This window comes from Xanthomonas campestris pv. badrii (assembly GCF_012848175.1).
GTDB classification, from domain to species: Bacteria; Pseudomonadota; Gammaproteobacteria; order Xanthomonadales; family Xanthomonadaceae; genus Xanthomonas; species Xanthomonas campestris_C.
On sequence record NZ_CP051651.1, the window covers coordinates 544,958 to 570,966 of the forward strand.

A 26,009-nucleotide genomic window follows, 5' to 3' on the forward strand; every position below is an offset into this window, starting at 1 on the left:
ATGACCACCTCCCACTTCCCCGACGCCGACAGCGCCCGCACCGCCGCCGCCGAGTTCTGCCAGGCCTTCGATGCGATTTCCAGCGAGGTCGGTCGCATGATCGTCGGCCAGCGCGAGGTGGTCGACGGCGTGCTCACCGCGTTGATGGCCGGCGGCCATGTGCTGCTGGAAGGGGTGCCCGGGCTGGGCAAGACCATGCTGGTGGCGTCCATCAGCCAGGCCGTGGACCTGCCGTTCTCGCGTATCCAGTTCACCCCGGACATGATGCCGGCCGATATCGTCGGCACCAACGTGCTCACCGAACGCGAGGGCGGTGGGCACGAGCTGGCATTTCAGCAGGGCCCGGTGGTGGCCAATCTGGTGCTGGCCGACGAGATCAATCGCGCCACGCCCAAGACCCAGGCGGCCTTGCTCGAAGTGATGCAGGAAAAGCAGGTGACGGTGGGGCGCCGCACCATCGCCATGCCGGATCCGTTCTGCGTCATGGCCACGCAGAACCCGGTGGACCAGGACGGCACCTACCCGCTGCCGGAAGCGCAGCTGGATCGCTTCCTGTTCAAGCTGGTGGTGGGGTATCCCACCGAGCAGGACTACCACGCCATCATCGAACGCACCACCAGCGGTCACCAGGTTCAGCTCTCGGCAGTGGCCGATGCGGCGCTGCTGCGACGCATGCGTGCGGTGGTGCGCCAGGTGCCGGTGCCCGAAGCCGCGCGCACCTGTGCGATCCGGCTGGTCATGGGCACCCAGCCCAACAGCCCTTACGCGCCGGCGAGCGTCAATGCCAACGTGGCGCTGGGGGCCTCTCCACGCGGCATCCAGGGGCTGATGCTGGCGGCCAAGGTGCTGGCATTGCGGAGCGGGCGCTTTGCGGTTGCCGAGCAGGACATCCGTGCCGTCGCCCTGCCGGTGCTGCGCCACCGGATCCTCACCAACTTCCAGGCCCAGGCCAATGGCATCACGGCCGACGCGCTGGTGGCCGATGTGATGGCGGGCCTGCGCTGATGGCGCAAGCCGCAGTCACCGCGCAGGACCTGTTCGACGCCAGTTTCCTCGACGCGGTGCAGGCGCTGTCGTTGCGTATTGCCCGGGCGCAGCGCGGCGGCCGGCTGGCGGAGCAGCGCAGTTCTGCACGCGGCCAGGGCGCGGAGTTCGCCGATTTCAAGCCCTATGCCAGTGGCGACGACTTGCGCGCGATCGACTGGAACGTCTATCAACGGCTTGGTCGGGTGTTCGTGCGCGTGTTCGAGGAGCAACAGGACCTGCCGGTCTATCTGCTGGTGGACGATTCGGCCAGCATGGTCGCCGAGCAGCCGCCACGCCTGCGGGCCGCGCTGCGCAGTGCCTTCGCGCTGGCAGCGATCGCCCTGTCGCAACAGGATTCGGTCAGCATCCTGCCGTTCGCCGATGCCGCGCAGCTGCCGCCGCGCCGGCTGTCGGGACGGGCCAACCTGATGCGGATGGCCAGCCAGCTCGGCGCGTTGACCGGGCAGGGCGGCACCGCGCTGGTCCAGGCCCTGCGTCAGCTGGCGGGCAGCCGCCTGCGCCGCGGGCTGGTGGTGGTGGTGTCCGACTTCTTCGATCCGGCCGGCATCGATGCAGTGGTCGCCGCGCTGCAGGCGCTGCCGCACCGTGTGCTGCTGGTGCAGCTGGTGCGCGCGCACGATGCCGACCCGCAACTGCATCCCGAGTTGCAGGGCGATGTGCTCATCGATGACGGCGAGCCTGGTCATGCGGTACCGCTGAGCGTGTCGCCGGAGCTGCTGCGTGCCTACGCCCAGGTGCATGCGCGCTTCAATGCAGGCCTCGCCGGTTTCGTGGCTGCCGGCGGCGGTGGCCTGTTGCGTATCGACGCCGCCGAAGACGTGCTGCCGCAATTGCTTGCAGCCTTCGGCAATGGAGAGCTGCGCTTGTGATGTTCGCCAACCTCTCTTCCGGTCTGGTGGCCGCGGGCGCAGCGATATTGCTGGTGCTTGTGACCGCGCTGTATCTGCTCAAGGTGCGCCGCAGGAGCATTGCGCTGGCCGGCGCAACGCTGTGGCAGCAAGCCTTGCGCCAGGTCCCGCCGCGCTTGCTGGGCAGCCGCTGGCACAGGCCGCTGGGCTGGTTGCTGTCGTTGTTGCTGGTGTGGCTGCTGTGGCTGGCTGCCGCCGCTCCGCAGCTGGCATCCGGCGATGATGGTCGCCGTCATGTGTTCTACCTGGACGCCTCGGCATGGATGCTCGCCGACGCCGGGTTCGATGCGGCGCGGCAGGCGCTGGAACGCGATGTGGCCGCACTGCCCGGCGCGCATCGCGAGGTGATCCTAGGTGAGGCATTGCCCGCGTTGCTGCTGGCACCGGACGAGCGTGCGGCGCTGTTGCCGGCACGTCTGCGCCAGGCGCGTGCGCAGCCACTGCCGTCCGGTTTCCAGGCGTGGCTGAGCACCGTGGCAGGGGGCGGCAGCCATGCCACCGTGGTGCATTACTACGGCGCCGGGCCGGTGTATGCCGCAGCGCGCGCTGCGCGACCTGCCGGGGTCTGGCTGCAGGCGGCCTTTGTGGCGGCACCGCTGGACACCAATCGGGGCATCGTTGCGCTGGGCGCTGCACCGGCTGCGTCGCTGCGCTGGGATGCGGTGGATGTCAGGGTCGGCCTGGATGCGGTTGGCGCGCCGCTGCCCACGCCCGATGCGCTGGAGATCACCCTGGACGGCAAGCCGCTGCCGGCCGGCGTGAGCGTGCAGGCTGCGGCGGACGGACTGCTGCTCAAGGATGTGCCTGCCCATGGCGGCACCATGCAGGTGGCGTTGCGCCAGGGCGACCGCTTCCCCATCGATGACAGCGCGGCCCTGGTGCTGCCGTTGCGTGCGCCGCTGCGGGTGGCCCTGGTGGGCGAGCTGCCGCAGGCGGTGCAGGATGTGCTGGCACTGGACCCGTCGCTGCAGGTGGTGACGCTGCCGCAGGCACAGGTGCAGGTGCTGGCGCTGGCGCCCGGGCAGACGCCACAGGCCGGGTTGCCCACGCTGCACCTGGTATCGGCCACTGCAGGAACGTCGGCATTTCGCTTCACGGTGCGCGATGCGCAGGCGCAGGACGCGCTTGCCGCCCATCTGGATGCGCTGGGCCTGGATCAGGCGCGCAACGCCGCCATCGCCGACCAGCTGGGGCGTGCGGTGGGCATCGATATCGTGCATGGCAACCGCGCGCAGGTGCGCGTCTGGCAGGAGCTGTTCGCTGCCGATGGGGCGTTCGTGCAATCGCGCGCAATGCCGCTGTTCGTCAACCGCAGCCTGCACTGGCTCGCCGGCGACGCCTGGTGGGCCCCGTACGCGGCTGCCGGCACGCCCTTGCAACAGGACTTGCTGCTGCAACCGTTGGGGCAGTCCGCGCAGGTGCGCGCGCGTGCGCTGGGCGACCGCCTCATCTTGCCCGCGGCCGGCCGCCACACCATCGCCGGTCAGCCGTTGCAGGTGTCGCTGCTCGACCGCGGCATCACCCGCGGCGTGGCCGACCCCGCCGCGGCCGGCGTGGTCGTGGCGCCGATGCCGGCGGCGTGGATTCGCGGCGACCTTGCCAGCGTGTTGCTGGTGGTCGCCTTGTTGCTGTGCTGTACCGAATGGCTGCTGCACCTGCGCGGCCACATTCCCTGAGCGCTATGCACATCCTCTTCCAATCGCCCTGGGCAGCGGCGTTGCTGCTGTTGTTGCCGTTGTTGTGGTGGCGCTCGACGCAGCTGCCGCGTTGGCAGCGCGTGCTGCGCGCTGCATTGCTGATCTGCGTGGTGCTTGCATTGGTGCAGCCGCTGCTACTGCTGCGTGGTGGCCCGCCAGCGCAAGTGGTGATCCTGGATCAACGCGCGTCGCTGGACCCACAGCAGCGCGCAGCGCTGCGTCACCGTCTGCAGCAACGCCTGGCCGCGACGCCGGCCGGCACCCGCACCAGCGTGCTGCAACTGGCCGGAGCCAGGCTGCCGCTGGAGGTGGACGAGTATCTGTTGCTGGGCGCGCGCTCGCCGGTGCAGGCGCTGCACACCGCGCTCGAGCGCCTGCCTGCAGGTCACGGCGGGACGCTGGTCTATCTGGGCGACGGTGGCTCGGCGGACCGGCAGTGGGGCGCTGCGGTCGCCGCGCTGGTCCAGCGCGGGATCGGTGTGGCCGTGGAGGAACGTGCCGCCACGGCAGGCACACCCAGGCTGGTGGATGTGCAACTGGATCCCACCGCCAGCGGTGCCCTGGCGCTCGCGCGGATTCGGGTCGCCGGCCGGGCCGATCGCGTCCAGGTCGTGGTGCTGCAGCGCGGGACCGAAGTGGCGCGTTCTCCGACGCTAGCGCTGGACGGACAGGCCGATGTGACGCTGCGCTTTGCAGCCGGTGCGGCAGGGTTTCATCCAGTGCGGGTGGTGTTGCAGCAGGCCGGTAGTGGCCGCGAACTCGCCGCCCTGGCAGGCACCATGGCAGTACAGGACCCGCTATCGGTGCTGTATGTCGCCGCTGATCCCGCTGCGGGCGCGCCGTTGCAACGCCTGTTGGGCAGCGGCTTTCGGGTGCAGCAGCAGGCACCGGATGCCATCGATGCCGGCAGCGTCGCCTCCGCCGATGTCGCCGTGATCGATGGCCTTGGCGTCCAGACACTGCCTGCCACCGCCCAGGCAGCACTGGCCGAGGCGGTGAGCCAACGCGGCATGGGCCTGCTGTTCAGCGGTGGTGGCAGTGCGTTCGCCGGGCTGCCGCGCGAGGCGTCCCAGGGCGGCCCGCTGGCGCGGCTGTTGCCGGTTGGCGGGCAACCGCAGGAGCAGTTGCAAGATCCCAGCGTGGCGCTGGTGGTCATCATCGACAGCTCCGGCTCGATGGCCGGCGCGCCGATGGAGCTGGCCAAGCAGGTCGCGCGGCTGGCAGTGCGCCGTCTCAAGCCGGAAGACCGCGTAGGCGTGGTGGAATTCTATGGTGCCCGTCAATGGTCGGTGCCGATTCAGCCCGCACGCGATCCAGCCGATGTGGAGCGTGCGATCGGGCGGATGCAGGCGCAGGGCGGCACGCAGCTGTTCCCGGCGATCCAGGAGGCGTATTTCGGTTTGAAGAACACCGATGCCCGCTTCAAGCACATGTTGGTCATCACCGATGCGGGCGTGGAGGACGACAACTATCAGCGGTTGCTGCGGCACATCGCCCAGGACCGGATCAACGTCTCCACCGTGCTGGTGGGCGAGGGCGAGGGCGAGCAGCGGATGGCCGAGATGGCCAACTGGGGACGTGGCAGGTTCTATCAGATCGGCACCGATGCGAGCATGGTCGACATCAATCTCAAACAGCCGCAGCTACAGCCATCGCCCGGCTACCGGAGCGGTCGCTTCGAGGTGCAGCCTGCCGCCGGACAAGCCTGGTGGCAGCGTGATGCCCTGCAGGGGATGCCTGCGCTGAAGGGCCTGGCCACAGCGGTGCCCCGTGCGGGCGCGCAGATCATGGCGCGCAGCGGCGAGCAGCCGGTGGTGGCGAGCTGGCAGTACGGCGCAGGGCGCGTGACCACCCTGATGACCGAACCGCTGGGTGCCGGTACCGCAGGGTGGGGCGCCTGGCCGGGGTACGGGCCCTGGCTGGCGCGGCTGCTGGCCGGCACTGCCCGCCAGCAGCCTGCGCAGACGCTGCAGGTCTCGCGCAATGGCCAGGCCGTGCAGGTGCTGGTCGAACAGGCCGACGCTGAAGCGAGCGATACGCTTCGGCTGGCGCTGGTGGACGCGGACGGTGGCGAACGCGACGTGCCGCTGCAGCGGCGCACTCCCACCGTGCTGGAAGCGGGCCTGCAGCTGCCTGCCGGGCAGGATGCGCGCCTGACGCTGCAGGCTGCACACGCGGTCCTGCGCGCCACCGACGGGGTCTGGACCGATGTCGGCGCCGAGCCGTCGCCGGTCCGCTACCGATTGCCGTTGCAGGCGCTGGCCACGCTCACCCGGCAAACCCGCGCAACGCCGGAGGCCGGGTGGCAGCTGCATGATCTGCGCACGCTGCTGGCGGCGCTGGCCATTGCGTTGTACCTGATCGAACTGCTGTGCCGCCGCTGGCCGTGGCGGACACCCTCGTTTTCCTGGAATTCGCCTTGATCGCCGCCAAACCCCGCGTGCTTGCCCTTGCCCTTGCGCTGGCTGTCGCTGCCACAGCCTCCCCGCTGCAGGCAGCGACACCCGACACAGCAGCAGCGCTCCAGCAGTACCTGCGGGCGCCGCACGCCGATCTTGAAGCGCTGGATGCGCTGATCCGGCGCAGCGCAGCGCAGGGGGTGACGCCAGCGATGCTGATGCAGCAGCTGGACGCCAGTGCGGCGCAACCACAGAACACCCCGATGGCAGCGCGCGCGCTGCTGGCACGCGGCTGGCTGCAGTGGCGGCAGGGCGACGCGGCCGCTGCGCTGGCGACGGTGGATGCCGCGCTTGGCCTGCAAGCCGACCTGCCGGCCTTGCGCCTGCGCGCCGCACTGCTGGACGCCTCCGGCGATATCGCTGCGGCGGCCGACGCCTATGCCCTGGCCGCCTCTGCCAGCAGCGGCGAACTGCGTTGGAACCTGTCGGTACACCGCGCACTGGCGAGCGCCGATCCGGCGGCGGCACTGATCGCGCTGGGCAAGGCCGACCCAGCGCAACAGCATCGGCTAGCGGTGTTGCTGGCCATGCTGGGGCGTAGCGATCTGGCGCTGTCGGTCGGTAGCCACGCAGCAGCGACTGGCGGCGATGGCGCGATCGCGCACCTGCGCCGTGCGGTGTGGTCGCTCGATAGCGGCGATGTCGCCCAGGCACGGACGCAGGCCTGGGCCGCGTTCGATCAGGCCAGCGACACCGGCGACAAACGCTACGCGCTGGCGCTATGGATGGAAGCATGGCGCGATGCCGGGCAGATGCAACAGGCGGTGGACTGGCTACGCAGCCAGCCCCCGCAACCGGAGTCGCGCCAGGCCCTGGTCGATGCGTTGCTGGAACTCAGGCGCTTCGACGAGGCGATCGCGCTCGTGCGCGGCTCCGACGATCCGGCGCTGCGTCAACGCCTGCTTGGCATCCTGGAGCTGGCCGGGCGCAGCGAGGACGTGGCGGGCGAGTACCGGCGACAGATCCGCACCGATCCACACGATGCTGCTGCCTACAGCGCATTGGCGGCGCAGGAAATGGCGGCCGGCCGCCAGGCAGAGGCGGTGGCGGTGTTCGAGCAGCTGTTCGCGGCCAACCCTCACCAGCCGCAGGTGCTGTTGCCCGCAGCGCGGCAGATGGCCGGCATGGGCCTGCAGGCGCAAGCGCTGGCGTTGCTGCGCAGCGCCGGCCTGGGCAGCGCCGCACGCTCGGCGGTGGACATGTTCGCCTTCGACAGCCTGCTCGCGCAGGGCGAGAACGCCCGCGCAGCGGAGGTGCTGGCGGGGCTGCGCGCACGCACCCCGGCCGGCGATGCAGTCCAGGCCGATGTGGCCGATGGATACGAGCGGCTCCAGCAACCGCGGCAGGCGCTCGATGTGCTGTTGGCGATGGAGCGCGCGCGCCGGCAGTCGCTGGATTACGACCTGCAGGTTCGCATCGCCAACCTGTCCCTCACCGCAGGCGAGCCCAAGCAGGCATTGCAGCGTTGGCGCGCCTTGTGGGAACAGGCGCGACTGCCGGCGCGGCGTGCCTTCCTCGAACGGCAGATCGTCACCACGGCCCGCGGGCTCCAGATGCTCGAACCCATGGCTGCGGCGTTGGAACAGCAGCAGCGCAGCGGTCGGCTGCAGCCGGCGCAACTGGATCTGCTGGTAGCCCTGGCGCTGGCATTGGAGATGCCGCAACGTGCGGAGGCGGCGGTTGCCCGCCAGGCGCGTGCCACAGGTGCCGGCCGTGTCGCCGAACTGCTGCAACTGGGCGGCTTGTACGCCCGCCTCGGCGACGGTGCGCGGGTGGAAACCACGCTACGCGCCCTGGTGCAGGAGGATCCGGCCAATGCCGGCCTGTACCTGCGCAAGCTCGCCCTGATCACCGCACGCCAGGTGCGTGGCGACGGCACATCCGGGCCGCGCGACGATGCCCAGCGTCTACAAGCGCTGCAGGACGTGGTGGCACAGCTGCAGGCGCGTGAGCCCGAGGCGGGCCAATCCCTGCAATACGCTGCCGGCCTGTATGCGATGGCCGGTCTGGACGATGCGGCGGCCCAGGCTTACGAGCGCGCCGTGGCGCTGGCGCCGGACGATCTGGACAACCAGCTGCAGCTGGCCGAGCTGCGCAAGCGTCAGCAACGGCTCCCCGAGGCGGTGGCGATGTTGCAGGCCGCCGCCACCGCCAGCGACAGTCAACGCCTCTACATCCAGCTGGTCGATGCGATCGTAGGCCTGCCGGTCATCGGGCCAGGCGAACAGATGCGCCCAGGCGACCCGCGCGCCGCGTTGGCGCCACGCGTCAATGCGTGGGCGAAGCGGCAGTTGCTGGCACGGTTGGCCATCGATACGCAGGAATATCCGCTGTACGCGGTGCTGGCCGACCTGGCCCAGTCGCAGGCGGACTTTCCACTGCAGCAGCGCGCGTACGACAACGCATTGGCATCGGCCGGCGAACAACGCGGCCTGGTGCTGCGGCAACTGACGACGCTGGTCTCCGGGAACGACGGCTTCGATGGCAGCGCAGCTGCGTCGATCGGCGACAACGCACGCAAGGTTCGCTACGCACGACGGCTGCTGGCGCTCAAGCGCGAGTTCCCGCCGGACTTCTTCGCCGACCTGGGCCGTTCGCTGCTCGCCAGCGGCGACGACCTCGGCGCCGAGCGCGCGTTTGCCGCCATGTCCGATATCGGCGGGCTGGTCAACGTCTGGCAGATCAAGGGCGACGCCTACGCGCGTGCGGGCCGGGTCGAGCAGGCGCTGATCAACTACAGCCAGGCGCTGGCACGCGACCAGGACAATCTCGACCTGGCACTGAAGACCTCGATCCTGCTCGAGCAGCGCGGCGAAAATGCACGCGCCAATTACTGGTACTGGCATGCGCTGCGCAGTCTTCTGCAACGCCAGCCACTGCAGAACAACGGGCTGATCAATGATGCGTTGCTGGACAGCCAGCGGCTGCAGCCGTCGCTGCTGGAAGGATTGCTGCTGACCTGGCGTGCGGACGACCCTGCAGCCACGCAGGCCTGGCAGCAACTGCAGACGATGTTCGAGCAGACATTGGCCCAGGCCGACCCGGCGGTGCAGCCATTGGCACGTCACGATCGCCTGCAAGGTGCATTGACGCTGCTACAGCGCTGGGGAACCAATCGTGGCGCCATGGACCGGGTGCAACGTGCAGAAGACGCGGTGTTGGCGCGTTTTGCCGGCGATGCGCAGGCACGTACCGAGATCGCCGCCGTCCGGCTGCGCGCGGGCCGCAGTGCCGATGAGGCCGCAGCGGCCGATCCCGATTGGGCGCTGAACGGGCTACGGCGTCAGACCGCGCTTGGCCGCAGCAACACCGGACTGGCGCTGGCGATCGCCGCCACAAACGGCGATGACGCGCAGATCCAGGCGGTCGTGCAGGACGCGTTGCAGGCCGAGGCCGCGTGGCAGCGCCTGGATGCCCGTCAGCCACAGTCCACGCCAGGTCCCGATGGTCTGTATGTCCTGTTGGCGCAGGGGATGCGGTTGTTGCCCGCAGAACGCTTCGTGCGGCAGATATTCACCCCGCTGGATGCTACGCCCGAACGCGAGAGCGTGCTGTTCAACCTTTACCGTGGCGCCCCGGACACGTATCGCGCGCTGGAAACGCAGGTCGGCCGGCCGCTCCTGGACGACCGGGTCCTGATGCGTCTGCTGGTGGAAAAATCCAATCTGCCACTGCCCTTCGTGGTGACCAAACGCATCTCCCTGGAGGAAGCCGGTGAGCAGCTGGAACGTCGCTTCGATGCCGACCAACGCTTGCTGATGCTGGAGCAGTTCAATGCCCTCGCACAGGCCGGCAAGGGGAGTTCGATGTTCCAGCCGCTGCTGCTGGCCGGGCTGCTGCGCAAGCCACTCACCGGGCCGCAGCGCGAACGCGTGGGCAAGGCGATGACGTCCATGATCCATCATCCGGCAGACTTCGAGCAGGGCAGTGCCGCCTTCACGATCAAGAAATTGCTGATACTGGATGCCGATCCTGGCAACCGCGCACTGCTGGTCGATGCCGCGTCTGAGCTTGCCCGCCTGCGCCCGGACGGCGCCCACTTCCCGGGGTTTCTGCAGGCCTGGTTCGACGGCGACCGCAGCAAGGCGCTGGCGCAATTGCAGGCGCTGCACGCCGACACCGGCGATGTCGCCGGCAACTACACGCAGGCGCTGGTGGCCCGTTGGTTCCCGGAGCAGCGGCAACAACGCATCGCTGCCTTCCTGGCCAACCCCTCGCCCGACGCTGCCAGCACCGCCGCGTTTTACCGCGAGTTCCTGGCCGACACGCAGTCCGGCGCCGATGCCTTGCAGCCTGCCCAGATGCGCGCATACCTGGAGCGCCTGGTCGCGCTGGAGCCCGATAACGAGACCTATCTGGCCAGCTTGCTCGATGTGTTGCTGCAGAGCGACGCGCGGCAGCCCTTCATCGCCCACCTGCAGCGCTTCGTCCAGGCCCATCCCACGCAGGCCAACGCGGCAGCGGCGCTGGCGATGGAGTTGCGTATAGACGGCGATACGGCGCGCGCCACACAGGTGGAGAAAGACAGCGGCATCGATGTGGATGACAGCGCCGCGATGCTGGTGCTGATCAACAAGGCGCAAGTGCCCAAGCAGACCTCCGCTGCCGACTTCGACCGGATCCTGATGCAGTCGTTCGCACGCTTCCAGCAGGCGCTGCCGCAAGCGGCGCTTTCCGTCGCCGTGGTCAAGCAGGCCAAGGCCAGCGCACAGGTGCGGGCGGACGCACTGCAACTGCAAGGGCTGGCCCGCGCCCACCGCGACGCCCCTGCGGCAGTCGCTACGACGCTGCGCGGGATCTGGCGCAATGCGTCGCCGGGCGCCCGCCAGATCCTCATGTTTCAGCCATTCGACAGCGACGGCAACATGGCCGGAACGCCCGTCTCCAGCGCGACCGATGGCGTCGACCTGCTGCATGCGGTGGCTGCAGATCCCGGCGTGGTGGAGGAACTGGAGCGCTATCTGCGGGCGTTGCCGGATATCCAGCGGCAACGTGCACAGCCGCTGTATGCCCTGGTGGCCTCCGGCCTGGTGGACACGGGGGTGGCCCCCGAGCGGCTGGCGCAACTGCAAGCGCAGTTGATCGCGCATCGCCTGGATGGCCATGGCCTGCAGCTGATGGCCAGCGTGCTGGTACAGATGGGGCAAGGCCTGGACGAGCAGGCCTTGCAGGCACTGCAGCGTGCGTTGCTGCGCATGCCGCTGATGGAGGCAGCGCAACGCGGCGTGTTCGCGCAGGTCTTTGCCCTGTCCGGCCGCAGCGACGACGCCACCTCGCTGCTGCGGGCTGCTGCCCTGCAGTTGTTGTACCCGGCTGGCGCGGGGAGTGCCGACCAGGATCTGTGGCAGCGCCCGCAGGAAGGCCTGGAGCTGCTCGCCGAGTCCATGGGGCGCTGGCCCGACCGGGCCGCGGCCGTGCAATGCTGGGGTTGGCTCACCACGCAGGTGGAAAGTGCCGGTGCCGAGCTGGGAATCAAGCAGCTCAAGCAGCCCGCATGGTTGCACTGAGTCAGTGCGGCAGATGCCGGCTGCGGGTTGCTCTCACCGCAGGTGCGCGTGCACCGCGCCGCGACATCGGCAACGCCGTCTCGCGCAGATCGCCGCCGCGGCTGCGCACCCATGAGCACGCACCCGGACATGAGAAGGGCGCCTGGCGGCGCCCTCCTGTTGCTTACTTCAGCGCCTTGAAGCGCAGGCGCTTCGGGCCGGCATCGTCGCCCATGCGGCGACGCTTGTCTTCTTCGTACTCGCGGTAGTTGCCCTGGAAGAACTCCACGTGCGAGTCGCCTTCGAACGCCAGGATGTGCGTGGCGATACGGTCCAGGAACCAGCGGTCATGCGAGATCACGAAGGTGTTGCCGGGGAATTCCAGCAACGCATCTTCCAGTGCGCGCAGCGTTTCGATGTCCAGGTCGTTGGACGGTTCGTCGAGCAGCAGCACGTTGCCGCCCTGCAACAGCGTCTTGGCCATGTGCAGGCGACCGCGCTCGCCGCCGGACAGCGAGCCGACCATCTTCTGCTGGTCCTGGCCCTTGAAGTTGAAGCGGCCGATGTAGGCGCGCGACTGGATCTCGGTGCCGTTGATGTTGAGGATGTCCAGGCCGCCGGAAATCTCCTGGAACACGTTGTGGTTGCCCTCCAGTTTGTCGCGGCTCTGGTCCACGTAGGACAGCTGCACGGTCGGGCCGACCACGATCTCGCCCGAATCGGGTTTCTCCGCACCGGTGATCATCTTGAACAGGGTCGACTTACCTGCACCGTTGGGGCCGATGATGCCGACGATGGCGCCCGGCGGCACGATCATCGACAGATTGTCGATCAACAGGCGGTCGCCGAACTTCTTGGACACGTTCTTGAACTCCATCACCGCGTTGCCCAGGCGCTCGCCCGGCGGGATGAAGATCTCGTTGGTTTCGTTGCGCTTCTGGTAATCGACCGACTGCAGTTCGTCCAGGCGCGCCAGACGTGCCTTGCCCTTGGAACGGCCGCCCTTGGCATTCTGGCGCGACCATTCCAGTTCCTTCTGGATCGCCTTCTGGCGGGCCTTCTCCTGGTTGTCTTCCTGCTTGAGGCGCTCGTCCTTCTGGGTCAGCCATTCGGTGTAGTTGCCCTTCCACGGAATGCCGCGGCCGCGGTCCAGTTCCAGGATCCACTCGGCGGCGTTGTCGAGGAAGTAGCGATCATGGGTCACCGCGACCACGGTACCGGTGTAACGCGCCAGGAACTGCTCCAGCCATTCCACCGACTCGGCGTCCAGGTGGTTGGTCGGTTCGTCGAGCAGCAGCATGTCCGGCTTCTGCAGCAGCAGGCGGCACAGCGCCACGCGGCGCTTCTCGCCGCCGGACAGGTTGGCGATCTTCGCGTCCCACGGCGGCAGGCGCAGCGCATCGGCGGCCACGTCCAGCTGGTTCTCCAGGGTGTGCGCATCGCCGGCGGCCAGGATGGCCTCCAGACGTTCCTGTTCCTTGGCCAGCGCATCGAAATCGGCGCCTTCTTCGGCATATGCCGCATAGACCGCTTCCAGGGCGGCCTGTGCCTGCAGCACTTCGCCCACGCCTTCCTCGACCGATTCGCGCACGCTCTTGTTCGGGTCCAGCTCCGGCTCCTGCGCCAGGTAACCGACCTTGATGCCCGGCTGCGGGCGGGCCTCGCCCTCGAAATCGGTGTCCACGCCGGCCATGATCTTCAGCACCGTCGACTTGCCGGCACCATTGAGACCGAGCAGGCCGATCTTGGCGCCCGGGAAGAAGCTCAGCGAGATGTCCTTGATGATCTGCCGCTTGGGCGGGACCACCTTGCTGACGCGGTTCATGGTGTAAATGTATTGCGACATGGGTGCTCCGTGGACGCAGGCAGCCCGCCGGCCGGGGCCGGAGGCGGCGGAAAAGGGATTGCGCCGATTATACCGGCAACGGCCTGGAGCCGCGGCGGGCCGATCCGGAGCTAAACGGCAGCCTACCTATTACCTGAATAGGGTTTTTCGTAACCGATTCCAGCAAGAATGCGTTAAGGCGGGCAGCCTCTTAATGGAATTGCGACATCGCAAACAGGAGCTGGTCATGAACCGCAAACGCATCGTTACCGTTGTGCTTTCCTCCATCCTGGCGCTGGGCTGCGTGGCACCGGCTGCGTTCGCCGGGGACTGGGACCGCGACCACGATCGCCGCGGCCATGACCGCGACCACCGCCGTGATTGGCGCGACGATCGCCGGGCCGACCGTCGCGAGTGGCGCGATGACCGCCGCTATTACAGCAGCGGATACCGCGAGGGTTACCGCGACGCGCGCTACCAGGATCGCCGCTACGACCGCAGGCCGGTCTATGTCTATGATCGCCCGTCCTACTACCGCCCCGGCCCGCCGCCGCGTCCGTACTGGGCCCGCGGCCAGCGCTATCACGGCCCGGTCTACGTGATCAACGACTACCACCGCTACGACCTGCGCCGCCCGCCGTACGGCTACCGCTGGCAGCGCGACGACCGCGGCAACCTGCTGCTGGTCGCCATCGCCACCGGCATCATTGCCGACCTGGTGCTCAACAACTAAGAGCCGCTCTAAGCCGACGCTGCGACCAGCGGCGTCCGGCCGCTGGAGGGCAATCGAGCCGGTCACCACACAAGGGCGCACCTTCGGGTGCGCCCTTGCCATATGTGCCGCGCGCGCGCATGGGCTGCGCCCTTGGCCGATTGGTCACCCGTGCGGCGGGGGCTTACAATCGGCGGCCCTACTGGCTGCAGCTGCCCCGGAGCTTCGAATGTTCTCGCGCGACGTCCGACTGGAAACCTACGACCCCGAACTGGCCAAGGCCATCGCCGCTGAAGTCGGCCGCCAGGAGGATCACGTCGAACTGATCGCCAGCGAGAACTACTGCAGCGCGCTGGTGATGGAAGCGCAGGGCAGCCAGCTGACCAACAAGTACGCCGAAGGCTACCCGGGCAAGCGCTACTACGGCGGCTGCGAGTACGTGGACATTGCCGAGCAGCTGGCGATCGACCGCATCAAGCAGGTGTTTGGCGCGGGCTCCACGGAAGACATGTACGCGAACGTGCAGCCGCATAGCGGCTCGCAGGCCAACCAGGCGGTCTATCTGGCGCTGCTGCAACCCGGCGACACCATCCTGGGCATGAGCCTGGCCCACGGCGGGCACCTGACCCACGGTGCCAAGGTCAATGTGTCCGGCAAGCTGTTCAACGCGGTGCAGTACGGCGTCGACGACCAGGGCCTGATCGATTACGACGAGGTCCAGCGCCTGGCCACCGAGCACCAGCCGAAGATGGTGGTGGCCGGTTTCTCTGCGTACTCGCAGAAGATCGACTGGGCACGCTTCCGCGCCATTGCCGACAGCGTCGGTGCGTATCTGTTCGTGGACATGGCCCATATCGCCGGCCTGGTCGCTGCCGGCGTGTACCCCAGCCCGCTGGAGCATGCGCACGTGGTCACCTCGACCACCCACAAGACCCTGCGCGGCCCGCGCGGCGGCATCATCCTCGCCAAGGGCGCCAGCGAAGACCTGCAGAAGAAGCTGCAGTCGATCGTGTTCCCCGGCATCCAGGGCGGCCCGCTGATGCACGTGATCGCGGCCAAGGCGGTGGCGTTCAAGGAAGCGCTGGAGCCGGCGTTCAAGACCTACCAACAGCAGGTGGTCAAGAACGCCCAGGCCATGGCCAACACGCTGATCGCGCGCGGCTACAAGATCGTCTCCGGCGGCACCGAAAATCACCTGATGCTGGTGGACATGATCGGCCGCGATGTTTCCGGCAAGGATGCCGAAGCCGCGCTGGGCAAGGCCCACATCACCGTCAACAAGAATTCGGTGCCCAACGACCCGCGCTCGCCGTTCGTGACCTCGGGCCTGCGCCTGGGCACTCCGGCGATCACCACGCGCGGCTACAAGGAACAGGACAGCATCGACCTGGCCAACTGGATTGCCGACGTGCTGGACGCCCCGAACGACGAAGCCGTGCTGGCCAAGGTGCGCGATGCGGTGACCGCGCAGTGCAGGAAATATCCGGTGTATGGCTGATGCCGGAATGGGGAATAGGGAGACGAGAATGGTAAAAGCAACGCTGCGATAGCTCTGCTGTTCCGATTCCCCATTCCCCTTTCCCTATTCCCGGACGCCTGATGCACTGCCCCTTCTGCCAGCACGACGACACCCGCGTGATCGACTCGCGCGTGTCCGAAGACGGAACGACGATCCGGCGGCGCCGCGAGTGCGAGGCCTGCGGTGAGCGCTTCAGCACCTTGGAAACGATCGAGCTGAAACTGCCCACCGTGGTCAAGAGCGACGGCGGGCGCGAGGCGTTCGATGCACGCAAGCTGCGCACAAGCTTCGACCGCGCGCTGCAGAAACGGCCGGTGGCCGAAGAGCAGATCGAAGCGGCGGTGCGTGCGGTGGTGCACCAGCTGCGCATGTCCGGCGAGCGCGAAGTGGGCTCGCTGCGGGTGGGGGAATATGTAATGGCCGAGCTGCGCAAGCTCGATCATGTCGGCTATGTGCGCTTCGCCTCGGTGTATCGCAGCTTCCAGGACGTGGCCGATTTCCGCGAGGAGATCGAAAGGCTCGAGCGGGAGCTTCCGGTCGGCAGCGAGCAGCTGCCGTTGCTGGAAGCGGCGCTGGAACGTGCCGGCAAACCCGGCAAGCGCTGAGCGCATGCGCATCGCCTGCGTGGCGGACACGCCGCAGCATCTGCCGGCCATCGCGCAGGCGCATCTGCAGGCGTTCGGCGCGTTGTTGCCCGACTGGACCCTGGACCAGGCGCTGGACGAATTGCGCAGCCACACGCGCGATGGTGTGATTCCCGCCACCTGGGTCGCGCTCGATCGCTCGCACTGGCTCGGCTCGGTGAGCCTGCTGGACACCGACGACGCCCGTCTTGGTGACTGGTCGCCCTGGTTGGCGTCGCTGTACGTGCAGCCGCAGGCGCGCGGGCAGGGCATTGGCCAGGCCTTGGTGGCGCACTGCGTGCAGGCCGCCACACGCTTGGATGTGGCGCTGCTGTATCTGTATTGCCAGCCGACGCTGGCGCCGTTCTACCAACGCCTGGGCTGGCGGACGCATGCAGAACTGCTGCTGGGGCCGATGCAGATCGTGGTGATGTGCATTCAACCGAAGGAGCGAGGCAATGAGTGAGGCTGCGCCGCCCGCAACGGCGGACGACCATCGCTGGATGGCGCAGGCCTTGCGCCTGGCCGCACGCGGCGCCTACACCACCCGGCCCAATCCGATGGTGGGCTGCGTGATCGTGCGCGATGACGTGTGCGTGGGCGAAGGCTTCCATCAGCGTGCCGGTGGGCCGCATGCGGAAGTGTTCGCATTGCGCGCAGCCGGCGCGCTGGCGCGCGGGGCGACCGCCTATGTCACCCTGGAGCCGTGCGCGCACTACGGGCGCACGCCGCCGTGCGCGTTGGCCTTGATCGAGGCCGGCGTCACGCGTGTGGTCGCGGCCATGGCCGACCCATTTCCGCAGGTCAACGGCGGTGGTTTCGCCTTGTTGCGCCAGGCCGGAATCGAGGTGCTCAGCGGTGTGCTGCAGGCGCAGGCGCGCGAACTCAACCAGGGATTTCTGTCACGGGTGGAGCGTGGACGTCCGTGGCTGCGGGTCAAGCTGGGCGCCAGCCTGGATGGACGCACCGCGTTGGCTAGTGGCCAATCCAAATGGATCACCGGCAGCGACGCGCGTGCCGATGTGCAGCGCTGGCGCGCACGCGCCGGCGCGATCCTGACCGGTGCCGGCACGGTGCTGGCCGACGATCCATCGATGACGGTGCGGCTCGGCGACGACACCCCGTTCGTGCCGCCGCTGCGGGTGGTGCTGGATGCCGGCCTGCGCACGCTTGCGTGTAGCAACATCCGCCAAGGCGGCGCGCCGACGCTGTATCTGCATGGCGAAGCCATGATGCCACCGCAGCTCGAAGATGCCGAGTTCGTCGGCATGCCGCTGCACGACGGTCGTTTCGATCTGAGAGCAGTGCTGGCCGTGCTTGCCGAGCGCGGCGTCAACGAGGTGCATGCAGAGGCCGGTGCGAGGTTGAGTGGCGCGCTGCTGCAAGCAGGCCTGGTCGACGAACTGCTGGTCTACATGGCACCGGTGGTGCTGGGCGATGCTGCAAAGCCCCTGCTCGCCGGGCTTGGCGTCGAAACGTTGGCGCAGCGCCACGCATTGCAGCTGTGCGATGTGCGTCAGATTGGGCAGGATCTGCGCATGCGCTATACGCCGCTCGCAATGGCGTGAGTGCCGCAAAAGAAAGGCCCCGCATGCGGGGCCTCCCATTGCCGGTGACGCGCTCGATCAGAAGCTTGCGCGCACGCCGACGCGGTACTGGTTGGCGTTGTCGATGAACTCGACTTCGCCGACCAGGCCCCAGGTGGGGGTAAAGTTGACCTGGCCGCCGAGGGTGCCGACGAATTCGCCTTCGTCCACGTCGCTGCCGTCGATGTAGCCGGCCTTGATCCAGGCTTCGGTGCGCGGCGAGGGCTTGCCACGCAGGCCCAGGTTGCCGAAGCCCAGCGTGCTGGTATCGGACGAATCGCCAAGCGAACGACCGCCGCGACGCAGATCCGATTCGACCTTGGAGCGCAGCACGCTGATGTCGGCGGTGAATTCGACGCGCTCGGTCATTTCCTGGCGGTAACCGATACCCAGGTTTGCCTGCTGCAGGGTGCCTTCGAGCACGAAACCCGCGCCCAGGTTGAAGTCCTTCTCCGCGCGCTGGTAGCCAGCGAAGACGTAGACGGGCTCGGCGATCTGCCACGAACCGCGAATGTAGCCGCCATCCAGGTCGTCCGAATCGTCGTTGACGCTGATCTCGGTACGGTTCCAGCCGCCTTCGACGTAGCTATAGCTCAGGCCTTCCGCAGACGCGGCAAACGGGGCGGCGGCCAGCAGGGCAGCCAGAATCAGGGTAGTGCGCATTGCGTGTTCTCTCCGAAGTGATGTCCGTGTCTCCGCCCCGTTGCGAGGCGGAAGGGCGACGTCTCCCGTCGCGGAGCGCAATTTAACAGAACCTTCACGATGCTGGCTATGGGGAATTCCCTGACACGACACAGCGTCCTGCCAGCCTTATCTGTCGGTCAGCCATGGCGCCAGAACGCGCTGCTAAACTGCACGAGCCGGTTCGCCGGCACTTACGAACGTCTTCAGGGCGGGGTGCGATTCCCCACCGGCGGTAGGCACGTGCAAGCGTGCGAGCCCGCGAGCGCTTCGCTGCCGCCCCGCCTCGTGCGGACGCGGGGGCGAAGGTCAGCAGATCCGGTCCGATGCCGGAGCCGACGGTATAGTCCGGATGAAAGAAGACGGCCAACGCGCAGCCCTCGCGGCTGCGCGCGCGCCTGTTCGCTTTGCCTTGTGGCGTTTTTCGCTCAACTCCTGCGAGAAACGACGATGTCTTTGCATCACCTGCCGCGCTGTAGTGCACGTGTTCACCGCCTGATTCCTGCGCAGCGCCCGCTGCCCAAGGGGGCGCGCTGATGTTCACCGGAATCATCGAGGGCGTCGGCCGCCTGGCCGCGCGCCAGCCGCAGGGCGGCGATGTGCGATTCACCTTTGCCACCGGCAGCCTGCCGTTCGACGCCGTGCAACTGGGCGAGAGCATCGCGGTCAATGGCGTGTGCCTGACCGTGATCGCGTTCGACGCAACCAGCTTCCAGGCCGATGCGTCCACCGAAACCCTGTCGCTGACCACGCTGGGCGCGTTGCCCGAAGGTGCGGTGATCAATCTCGAACGCGCGATGCGCCCCACCGACCGGTTGGGCGGCCATCTGGTCAGCGGGCATGTCGATGGCCTGGGCCAGGTGCACTCCGTCCATGACGATGCCCGCGCACAGCGCTGGCGGTTTGCGGCACCGCCCGAGGTGCTGCGGTATGTCGCCAAGAAGGGATCGATCTGCGTCGATGGCGTCAGCCTGACCGTCAACGCCGTGGACGACGCCGGCTTCGAGGTCGCGCTGATCCCGCATACCGTGGCAAACACGGCGTTCTCGGCAACGGCGGTGGGTGCGGCGGTGAATCTGGAAATCGACCTGGTGGCGCGGTATGTCGAACGCCTGCTCGGCACGCGGGGTGGGGCATGAATTTCGCACCGGTTCCCGAGCTGATCGAAGAGTTGCGTGCCGGGCGCATGGTGGTGATCGTCGATGACGAGGACCGCGAAAACGAGGGCGATCTGATCATGGCCGCCGAGCTGGTCAAGCCGTCGGACATCAACTTCATGGTCACCCACGCGCGCGGCCTGGTGTGCCTGTCGCTGACCCGCGAGCGGTGCGCACAGCTTGGCCTGGCGCCGATGGTGCGCAACAACACCGCGCAGTTCCAGACCAACTTCACCGTCAGCATCGAAGCGGCCGAAGGCGTGACCACCGGCATCTCCGCCTACGACCGCGCGCACACCGTGCGCACCGCGGTACGTCCGGATGCCAAGCCGCAGGATCTGAGCCAGCCGGGGCATATCTTCCCGCTGATCTCGCAGCCCGGCGGCGTGCTGACCCGTGCCGGTCACACAGAGGCGGCCAGCGACCTGCCGATGCTGGCCGGGCTGGAGCCTGCCGGCGTGCTGGTGGAGGTACTCAACCCGGACGGCAGCATGGCGCGCCGCCCGCAGCTGGAAGTGTTCGCGCGCGAGCACGGGCTGAAGATGGGCTCGATCGCCGACCTGATCGCCTACCGGCTGGCCAACGAGCACACCGTCGAGCGGGTGGATGCGCGCGAGATCACCACCGAGTTTGGACCATTCCAACTGGTGACCTACCGCGACCGCATCGCCCACGACCTGCACTTCGCCCTGGTGCGCGGCACGGCCGATCCGCACACGCCCACCCTGGTGCGGGTGCAGGTGGAGAACCCGCTGGCCGACCTGCTGCACTGGCAGCGCGAGGATTTCGGCGTGGCTGCCACCGATGCCCTGCGCGCCATTGCCGCCGAAGGGCAGGGCGTGATGGTGGTGCTGTCGGCCCCGCGCGACAGCGAATCGTTGTTGGCGCGGTTGCGCCAGCAGCCCGAGGCCGCCACCAATGCCAAGGACGTCAGCCAGTGGCGGCGCAATGGCGCCGGCGCGCAGATCCTGGCCGAACTGGGCCTGGGCAAGCTGCGTGTACTGGGGACGCCGCGGCGTCAGGTCGGCCTGGCCGGCTTCGGACTGGAAGTGGTGGAGTACCTGGAATGCCACCCGGGCCAGGGCGTGCGCTCGGTGCCGCCGGACGCGGTGCCGTAACCAATGGTTCTGGGCCAGTGCCGCGCCATGGCGTGGCACTGGCCCAGTCTGGCCGCCAATGCGCCGGCCGCAGTGCAGCCGCAGGCAGCGCGCGGGCCACCGGTCGCCGCCTGCCTATCGCCTGCCCATACTGTTTTGGCGCCAAGCGCCAAGCGCCAAGCGCCAAGCGTCGAGCGCCAGGCGTCCGGCGTCCGGCGTCCGGCGTCCGGCGCCAAGGCAGGGCCTGCTTTGCCGGGCCACGCCGTGCCGGTGCCCGCCGGGGCCGACCCCGGCAGCTGTTAAACTTCCCGCCCCCTCGAGTTGCCGACCCGCATGACCCACTACGAAGGCGATCTTCGCCCCACCACCGCGCGCTTTGCGATCATCGCCAGCCGCTGGAACGCCCGCATCACCGATGTGCTGGTTGCCGGTGCACGCCAGAGCCTGGCCGGCAATGGCATTGGCGAGGACGCCATCGACGTGATTCGCGTGCCCGGCGCCTGGGAAATCCCGATCGCCGCCAACCGCGTGGCGCAGTCTGGCCAGCATGGCGCGATCATCGCGTTGGGCTGCGTGATCCGTGGCGATACCCGCCATTACGAACACGTGGCCGACCTGTGCGCCGAAGGCCTGATGAGCGTGCAGCTGCAGACCGGCGTGCCGGTGCTCAACGGCGTGCTGGCAGTCGAGCGCGTGGAAGATGCCGAGGCGCGTGCCGGCGGCAGCCATGGCAACAAGGGTGAGGAATGCGCGCTTGCCGCGCTGGAACTGGTGAATTTGATGGAGTTGTTGCCATGAGCAAGTCCGGTGGACATGCACGCCACGGCCGTCGCGACGGCATCGACCCGGTGCTGCGTTCGCGCGCGCGCCGCCGCGCCCTGCAGGCGGTGTATGCCTGGCAGATCTCCGGCGGCTTCGCCAAGCAGGTGATCGCCCAGTTCGCGCATGAGCAGGCGCACGAAGTGGCCGATCTGGCGTATTTCGAAAGCCTGGTCGATGGCGTGATCGCCAACCGCGCCGAACTGGATACCGCGCTGACGCCGTATCTGGACCGCGGCGTGGACGAAGTCGATGCGATCGAACGCGCGGTGCTGCGCCTGGCCGCCTACGAGCTGTTGTACCGGCAGGACGTGCCCTACCGCGTGGTCATCAACGAAGCGATCGAAACCGCCAAGCGCTTCGGCTCCGAACACGGCCACACCTATGTCAACGGCGTGCTGGATCGCGCCGCGGTGGAGTGGCGCAAGGTTGAGTCGGGCGCCAGCGGCGCGTGAGCGCCGCGGGAATCGGGAGTGGGGAATCGGGAATCGTAAAAGCCTGCGTTCCCGCTATGTCCCGATGCATTTGCGATTCCCCATTCCCTATTCCCTATTCCCGTCCCGATGCCCGAATTCGATCTGATCGCTCGTCTGCGCGCCCGCATTGCGGCGCGTGCCGATGTGCCGTTGGGCATTGGCGACGATGCGGCGCTGGTGCAGCCGCCGGCCGGCGAGCAGTTGGCGATCACCGCCGATACGCTCAATGCCGGGGTGCATTTCCCGCACGAGACGCTGGCTGCCGATGTCGGCTGGAAGACCTTGGCGGTGAACCTGTCCGATCTGGCGGCCATGGGCGCACAGCCGCGCTGGTGCACCTTGTCGCTGTCGCTGCCCAGCGACGATCTGGCCTGGGTGGACGGGTTTGCCGATGGCTTCTTTGCGCTGGCCGATGCGCACGACATTGCCCTGGTCGGTGGCGACACCACGCGCGGGCCGTTGTCGTGTGCGGTGACCGCCATCGGCAGCGTGCCGCCGGGTGCGGCGTTGCGTCGCGATGGCGCGCGCGTGGGCGATGACGTGTGGGTCACCGGGGCGCCAGGCGAGGCCGCAGCGGCGTTGTCGCTGTGGCAGGCCGGCCGGCTGGATGTCACGCAGGTCGCGGCCGATGCCGTGCATGAAACCTGGCGCGGCCGTCTGCTGCGCCCGCAGCCACGTGTGCAGGCCGGCGTGCGTCTGCGTGGGCTAGCGCATGCCTGCGTGGATGTCTCGGACGGTCTGTTGGCCGATCTGGGCCACCTGTGCGAGCGCAGCGGCGTGGGCGCGCAAATTTTCTCTGCGACGCTGCCTCCGATGCGGCGCAGCGATGGCATCGATGCGCTGGCCTGTCTCGGCTGGCAGCTCGGCGGCGGCGACGATTACGAGCTGTGCTTCACCGCCGCCCCGCCGCATCGCGAGGCAGTGGAGCAGGCAATGGCGTTTGCCGGCGTGGCTGCAACGCGCATCGGCCGCATCGTGGCCGCACCGGGTGTGGTGGTGCATGACGCCGACGGCAATCCCTGGCATCCACCGCAGCGCGGGTATCAGCATTTCGTTGGCTGATGCGGGCTTGACCTTGGGTTGATGTTGCAGCTGGGGACTGTGGATGTTGCCGGCGGCCCTCATCCGCCCTTCGGGCACCTTCTCCCGCAAGCGGGAGAAGGCAGCGTGCTCGCGTAATCCCGCCAGTCCTTCGCGATGAGTGCATGGCGGCGGAACTAGGCGCGACTCCCGAATCCCGAATCCCGACTCCCGACTCCCGACTCCCGACTCCCGACTCCCGATTCCCGATTCCCGATTCCCGATTCCCGATTCCCGATTCCCGATTCCCGATTCCCGATTCCCGATTCCCGAATCCCGAATCCCGAATCCCGAATCCCGAATCCCGAATCCCGAATCCCGAATCCCGAATCCCGAATCCCGAATCCCGAATCCCGAATCCCGAATCCCGAATCCCGAATCCCGAATCCCGAATCCCGAATCCCGAATCCCGAATCCCGGTCCTTGAGCCATACCGTACCGTCTGGTACGTTCGCCCGGCGTTCTCCCCCGAACCATGGATGCATGGCAATCGCCGCTGGGCCATCCCGGCCCGGCCTTGCGTGGGAGAAGCAGCATGAGCAAGCGTTGGATTGGTGGCATCGCCGCACTGGCGTTGCTGGTGGCATCGGCGTCGGCCGTGGCGGGCGCCTTCAGCAAGACCTATGAGCGCATTCCCCGGCTGGGACGGCGCTCAGATGGGCGCCCTGGTGCTGGTGCCGCAGGGGCAGGGGGCCGGGCCGTTTCCGCTGATCGTGATGCCGGCCAGTTGGTCGCTGCCGAATATGGAATACCTGGGCCGCGCCACCCAACTGGCCAGCGACGGCTATGTGGTGGTCAGCTACACCTCGCGCGGGTTCTGGGATTCGGCTGGTCAGATCGATATCGCCGGGCCGGACACGGTGGAAGACGTCAGCGCGGTGATCGACTGGGCGCTGGCGCATACGCCAGCCAACCCGAATGCGATCGGTGCGTCGGGGATCTCCTATGGCGCCGGCATCAGCCTGCTGGCGGCCGAGCGCGACCCGCGCATCAAGGCAGTGGCTGCACTCAGCGGCTGGGCCGATCTGGAGGCGTCGCTGTACTCCAATCGCACGGTCAGCCAGCAGGGTGTCGGCTTGCTGGTCGGCGCGGGGGCGTTGACCGGCCGGCCTGGTCCTGACCTGGCGCAGATCGGGCAGCGGGTCGCCGTTGGCGACTACGACGGCGCAGTGCAGGGCTTCCTGCCGCAGGCCGCTTCGCGCAGCCCGGTGCGCGGGGTGGACGCGCTCAACCTCAACCGCACCGCCGTCTTGCTGGGCAATGCCTTCAACGACGGTCTGTTTCCGCCGAACCAGACCATTGCGTTCTTCAATCAATTGCGCGGGCCCAAGCAGTTGCTGCTGAGCCAGGGCGACCATGCCACGACCGAACTGCCGGGCGCCCTGGGCCTGCCCAATGAGATCTACACCGCAGCCACGCGCTGGTTCGACCGCCATCTCAAGCAGCGTAACAACGGCGTGGATGCCGAAGCCGCCATCCGGCTATCGCCGCGCGCCGGGCAATGGCTGGAGTATCCGGACTGGGCGGCGGTACAGCAGGGCAGCACGCGGCTGGGCCTGTCCGCGCCAACGGGTCTGCTCAGCCCCACTGGTGGCCTGATCGGGGGCAGCGCCAGCGGATGGCAATCGCGTATCGCCACCGATGTGCCCACCCTGGCCGACTCCGGCGTGGTGCTGGTCAGCGGTCTGTTGCAGGGCATCGGACTGCCGGTGACCACCTCGATTCCGCTGGTGACGCGTGCCGGCGCAGCGGTCTGGGTGGGCTCGCCTTCGAGCGGCATGCGCCGGCTGGCGGGCAGCCCGTCGCTACGCGTGACGGTGATGCCCAGTCAACCGAATGTGAGCCTGTTTGCGTATCTGTACCGCATGGACGCGTTGGGTGTGGCGCAGTTGATCACGCATGCGCCGTATTCGCTGCGCGGTGCCACCCCGGGGCGTGCGCTGACGCTGGACTGGACATTGCAGGCCGCTGCCGCCGAGATCCCGGCGGGGCAGCGACTGGTGCTGGTCATCGACACCCGCGACGCGCGCTACACCGATGCCAGCGACGGCGGCGGCACGGTGACGTTCTCCTCGCCGGTCGCAACCCCATCGGTGTTGAACGTACCGCTGCGATAGCGGCGCTCGGTAGATGGGGCACTGCCATCTTGCGGCGCAATCGCAACCGGTTGCGCCGCTCAAGTGCTGGTTTGCATCCAGTGCGGATGATGCGCCCCGACACGCAGTCGCTGGATTCGGTGAGGCTCCGGGGGCTTGAACCCCGCAAGCGATCCTGCCCCCTCGAAGCATCCCTCGATTCTGTAGATCGCCGGTATGCGAAGAGGCATCACGCGGCGCGCTCCGGGCGTCGTGAACTCGGAATCGATTCGACCTTCGGCATCGGCCACCGCGGAGCAATCTGCCGCAATCGCAAACGCAATCGCAATCGGCTATGTGCCGAGCGGCCGGCGCTTATCCAGCTTTCCGGTTACCCAGCCATCTCGCGGCTTTTATGCGGAATTTACGCTCCGGCTGCGGCAGGTCCATAGCGACTTTACGCAGCCCGGGAAGACACTGCGCGGGTTGGCGGAGCGGTTCCGCCGTGGACGATCCCGATGCATCCCTTGACCTGTCTGCTCCACCGGCGCTGCGCGCGCGGTGCGGCGGCGCCTTGCCCTGTCGTCGTGTCCCGGCTGCCTGAAGATGCAGGCAGCTTCATGTTGTCGCGTGCCTGCGCACGTTTCGGGGAGTGAACGACATGCCTGCCTGGTTGTCCCTGTTGTGCGGCGTGGCCGTCCTCGTTGCCGCCGCGTACCTGCTGTACGTGGTGCTGCGGCCCGAAGACTTCTGATGCGAGTG

Annotated in this window: 18 protein-coding genes, 1 pseudogene and 1 riboswitch; of the genes and pseudogenes, 17 read left to right on the forward strand and 2 right to left on the reverse strand. The window is 68.0% G+C overall.

Annotation, left to right across the window (positions count from 1 at the left end):
* The 5 genes from HG421_RS02200 to HG421_RS02220 are packed head-to-tail and all read left to right on the forward strand — an operon-like array spanning position 1 to position 11,618.
* On the forward strand, positions 1-1,005 hold the full coding sequence (locus HG421_RS02200) for an AAA family ATPase (RefSeq protein WP_169704828.1): 1,005 nt from the start codon (positions 1-3) through the stop codon (positions 1,003-1,005).
* Positions 1,005-1,916, forward strand: a complete 912-nt coding sequence (locus HG421_RS02205; RefSeq protein ID WP_169704830.1) for a DUF58 domain-containing protein — start codon at positions 1,005-1,007, stop codon at positions 1,914-1,916. Before HG421_RS02200 ends, HG421_RS02205 begins: the two co-directional genes overlap by 1 nt.
* Positions 1,916-3,631: a hypothetical protein gene (locus HG421_RS02210; protein ID WP_169704832.1), complete on the forward strand. Its 1,716-nt coding sequence runs from the start codon at positions 1,916-1,918 to the stop codon at positions 3,629-3,631. Before HG421_RS02205 ends, HG421_RS02210 begins: the two co-directional genes overlap by 1 nt.
* Positions 3,632-3,636: 5 nt before the next feature.
* Entirely contained in the window at positions 3,637-6,075 is a 2,439-nt protein-coding gene (locus HG421_RS02215; protein ID WP_169704834.1) for a VWA domain-containing protein, read from the forward strand.
* Positions 6,039-11,618, forward strand: coding sequence for a hypothetical protein (locus HG421_RS02220; RefSeq protein ID WP_169704836.1), 5,580 nt, complete (start codon positions 6,039-6,041; stop codon positions 11,616-11,618). Before HG421_RS02215 ends, HG421_RS02220 begins: the two co-directional genes overlap by 37 nt.
* A gap of 163 nt (positions 11,619-11,781) precedes the next feature.
* Here the strand turns inward: HG421_RS02220 and ettA are convergent, their stop codons facing one another.
* Complete coding sequence (ettA, locus tag HG421_RS02225) at positions 11,782-13,443, reverse strand: energy-dependent translational throttle protein EttA (RefSeq protein WP_169704838.1); 1,662 nt, start codon at positions 13,441-13,443, stop codon at positions 11,782-11,784.
* Between the two features lie 226 nt (positions 13,444-13,669).
* On the opposite strand from ettA, the gene HG421_RS02230 reads away from it, so the two are divergent.
* The 5 genes from HG421_RS02230 (at position 13,670) to ribD (ending at position 17,844) form a co-directional block, all read left to right on the forward strand.
* Positions 13,670-14,155 carry an RcnB family protein gene (locus HG421_RS02230; protein WP_169704840.1) on the forward strand — a complete coding sequence of 162 codons (486 nt, stop codon included), beginning with the start codon at positions 13,670-13,672 and terminating at the stop codon, positions 14,153-14,155.
* A 208-nt stretch (positions 14,156-14,363) separates the two neighbouring features.
* Positions 14,364-15,632, forward strand: a complete 1,269-nt coding sequence (gene glyA, locus HG421_RS02235) for a serine hydroxymethyltransferase (RefSeq protein ID WP_169704842.1) — start codon at positions 14,364-14,366, stop codon at positions 15,630-15,632.
* A 101-nt stretch (positions 15,633-15,733) separates the two neighbouring features.
* The gene (nrdR, locus tag HG421_RS02240; protein ID WP_169704844.1) at positions 15,734-16,258 is read left to right on the forward strand and encodes a transcriptional regulator NrdR; all 525 of its coding nucleotides are present in this window, start codon (positions 15,734-15,736) and stop codon (positions 16,256-16,258) included.
* A 4-nt stretch (positions 16,259-16,262) separates the two neighbouring features.
* Positions 16,263-16,742: a GNAT family N-acetyltransferase gene (locus tag HG421_RS02245; RefSeq protein ID WP_169704846.1), complete on the forward strand. Its 480-nt coding sequence runs from the start codon at positions 16,263-16,265 to the stop codon at positions 16,740-16,742.
* Positions 16,735-17,844 (forward strand): bifunctional diaminohydroxyphosphoribosylaminopyrimidine deaminase/5-amino-6-(5-phosphoribosylamino)uracil reductase RibD, encoded by a 1,110-nt coding sequence (gene ribD, locus HG421_RS02250; RefSeq protein WP_169704848.1) that lies wholly within the window; start codon positions 16,735-16,737, stop codon positions 17,842-17,844. Before HG421_RS02245 ends, ribD begins: the two co-directional genes overlap by 8 nt.
* A gap of 57 nt (positions 17,845-17,901) precedes the next feature.
* On the opposite strand, the gene HG421_RS02255 is transcribed toward ribD, so the two are convergent.
* Positions 17,902-18,525, reverse strand: a complete 624-nt coding sequence (locus HG421_RS02255) for a hypothetical protein (RefSeq protein ID WP_169704849.1) — start codon at positions 18,523-18,525, stop codon at positions 17,902-17,904.
* A 216-nt stretch (positions 18,526-18,741) separates the two neighbouring features.
* A riboswitch (FMN riboswitch) is annotated at positions 18,742-18,911 on the forward strand.
* A 168-nt stretch (positions 18,912-19,079) separates the two neighbouring features.
* On the opposite strand from HG421_RS02255, the gene HG421_RS02260 reads away from it, so the two are divergent.
* From HG421_RS02260 to HG421_RS02290, 7 genes and pseudogenes are all read left to right on the forward strand, one after another.
* Positions 19,080-19,682, forward strand: coding sequence for a riboflavin synthase (locus HG421_RS02260; RefSeq protein ID WP_169704851.1), 603 nt, complete (start codon positions 19,080-19,082; stop codon positions 19,680-19,682).
* A complete protein-coding gene (ribB, locus tag HG421_RS02265) occupies positions 19,679-20,818 on the forward strand; it encodes a 3,4-dihydroxy-2-butanone-4-phosphate synthase (RefSeq protein WP_169704853.1) in 1,140 nt (379 codons plus the stop codon). The genes HG421_RS02260 and ribB overlap by 4 nt, the downstream gene beginning before the upstream one ends.
* 312 nt (positions 20,819-21,130) lie before the next feature.
* A complete protein-coding gene (gene ribH / locus HG421_RS02270; protein ID WP_003490334.1) occupies positions 21,131-21,595 on the forward strand; it encodes a 6,7-dimethyl-8-ribityllumazine synthase in 465 nt (154 codons plus the stop codon).
* Positions 21,592-22,071 (forward strand): transcription antitermination factor NusB, encoded by a 480-nt coding sequence (nusB, locus tag HG421_RS02275; RefSeq protein WP_169704855.1) that lies wholly within the window; start codon positions 21,592-21,594, stop codon positions 22,069-22,071. Before ribH ends, nusB begins: the two co-directional genes overlap by 4 nt.
* 108 nt (positions 22,072-22,179) lie before the next feature.
* Positions 22,180-23,154: a thiamine-phosphate kinase gene (thiL, locus tag HG421_RS02280; protein WP_169704857.1), complete on the forward strand. Its 975-nt coding sequence runs from the start codon at positions 22,180-22,182 to the stop codon at positions 23,152-23,154.
* A gap of 553 nt (positions 23,155-23,707) precedes the next feature.
* Positions 23,708-25,289 (forward strand): annotated as a pseudogene (locus HG421_RS02285) (CocE/NonD family hydrolase).
* Between the two features lie 619 nt (positions 25,290-25,908).
* The gene (locus HG421_RS02290; protein WP_006452907.1) at positions 25,909-26,001 is read left to right on the forward strand and encodes a potassium-transporting ATPase subunit F; all 93 of its coding nucleotides are present in this window, start codon (positions 25,909-25,911) and stop codon (positions 25,999-26,001) included.
* Positions 26,002-26,009: the final 8 nt, after the last annotated feature.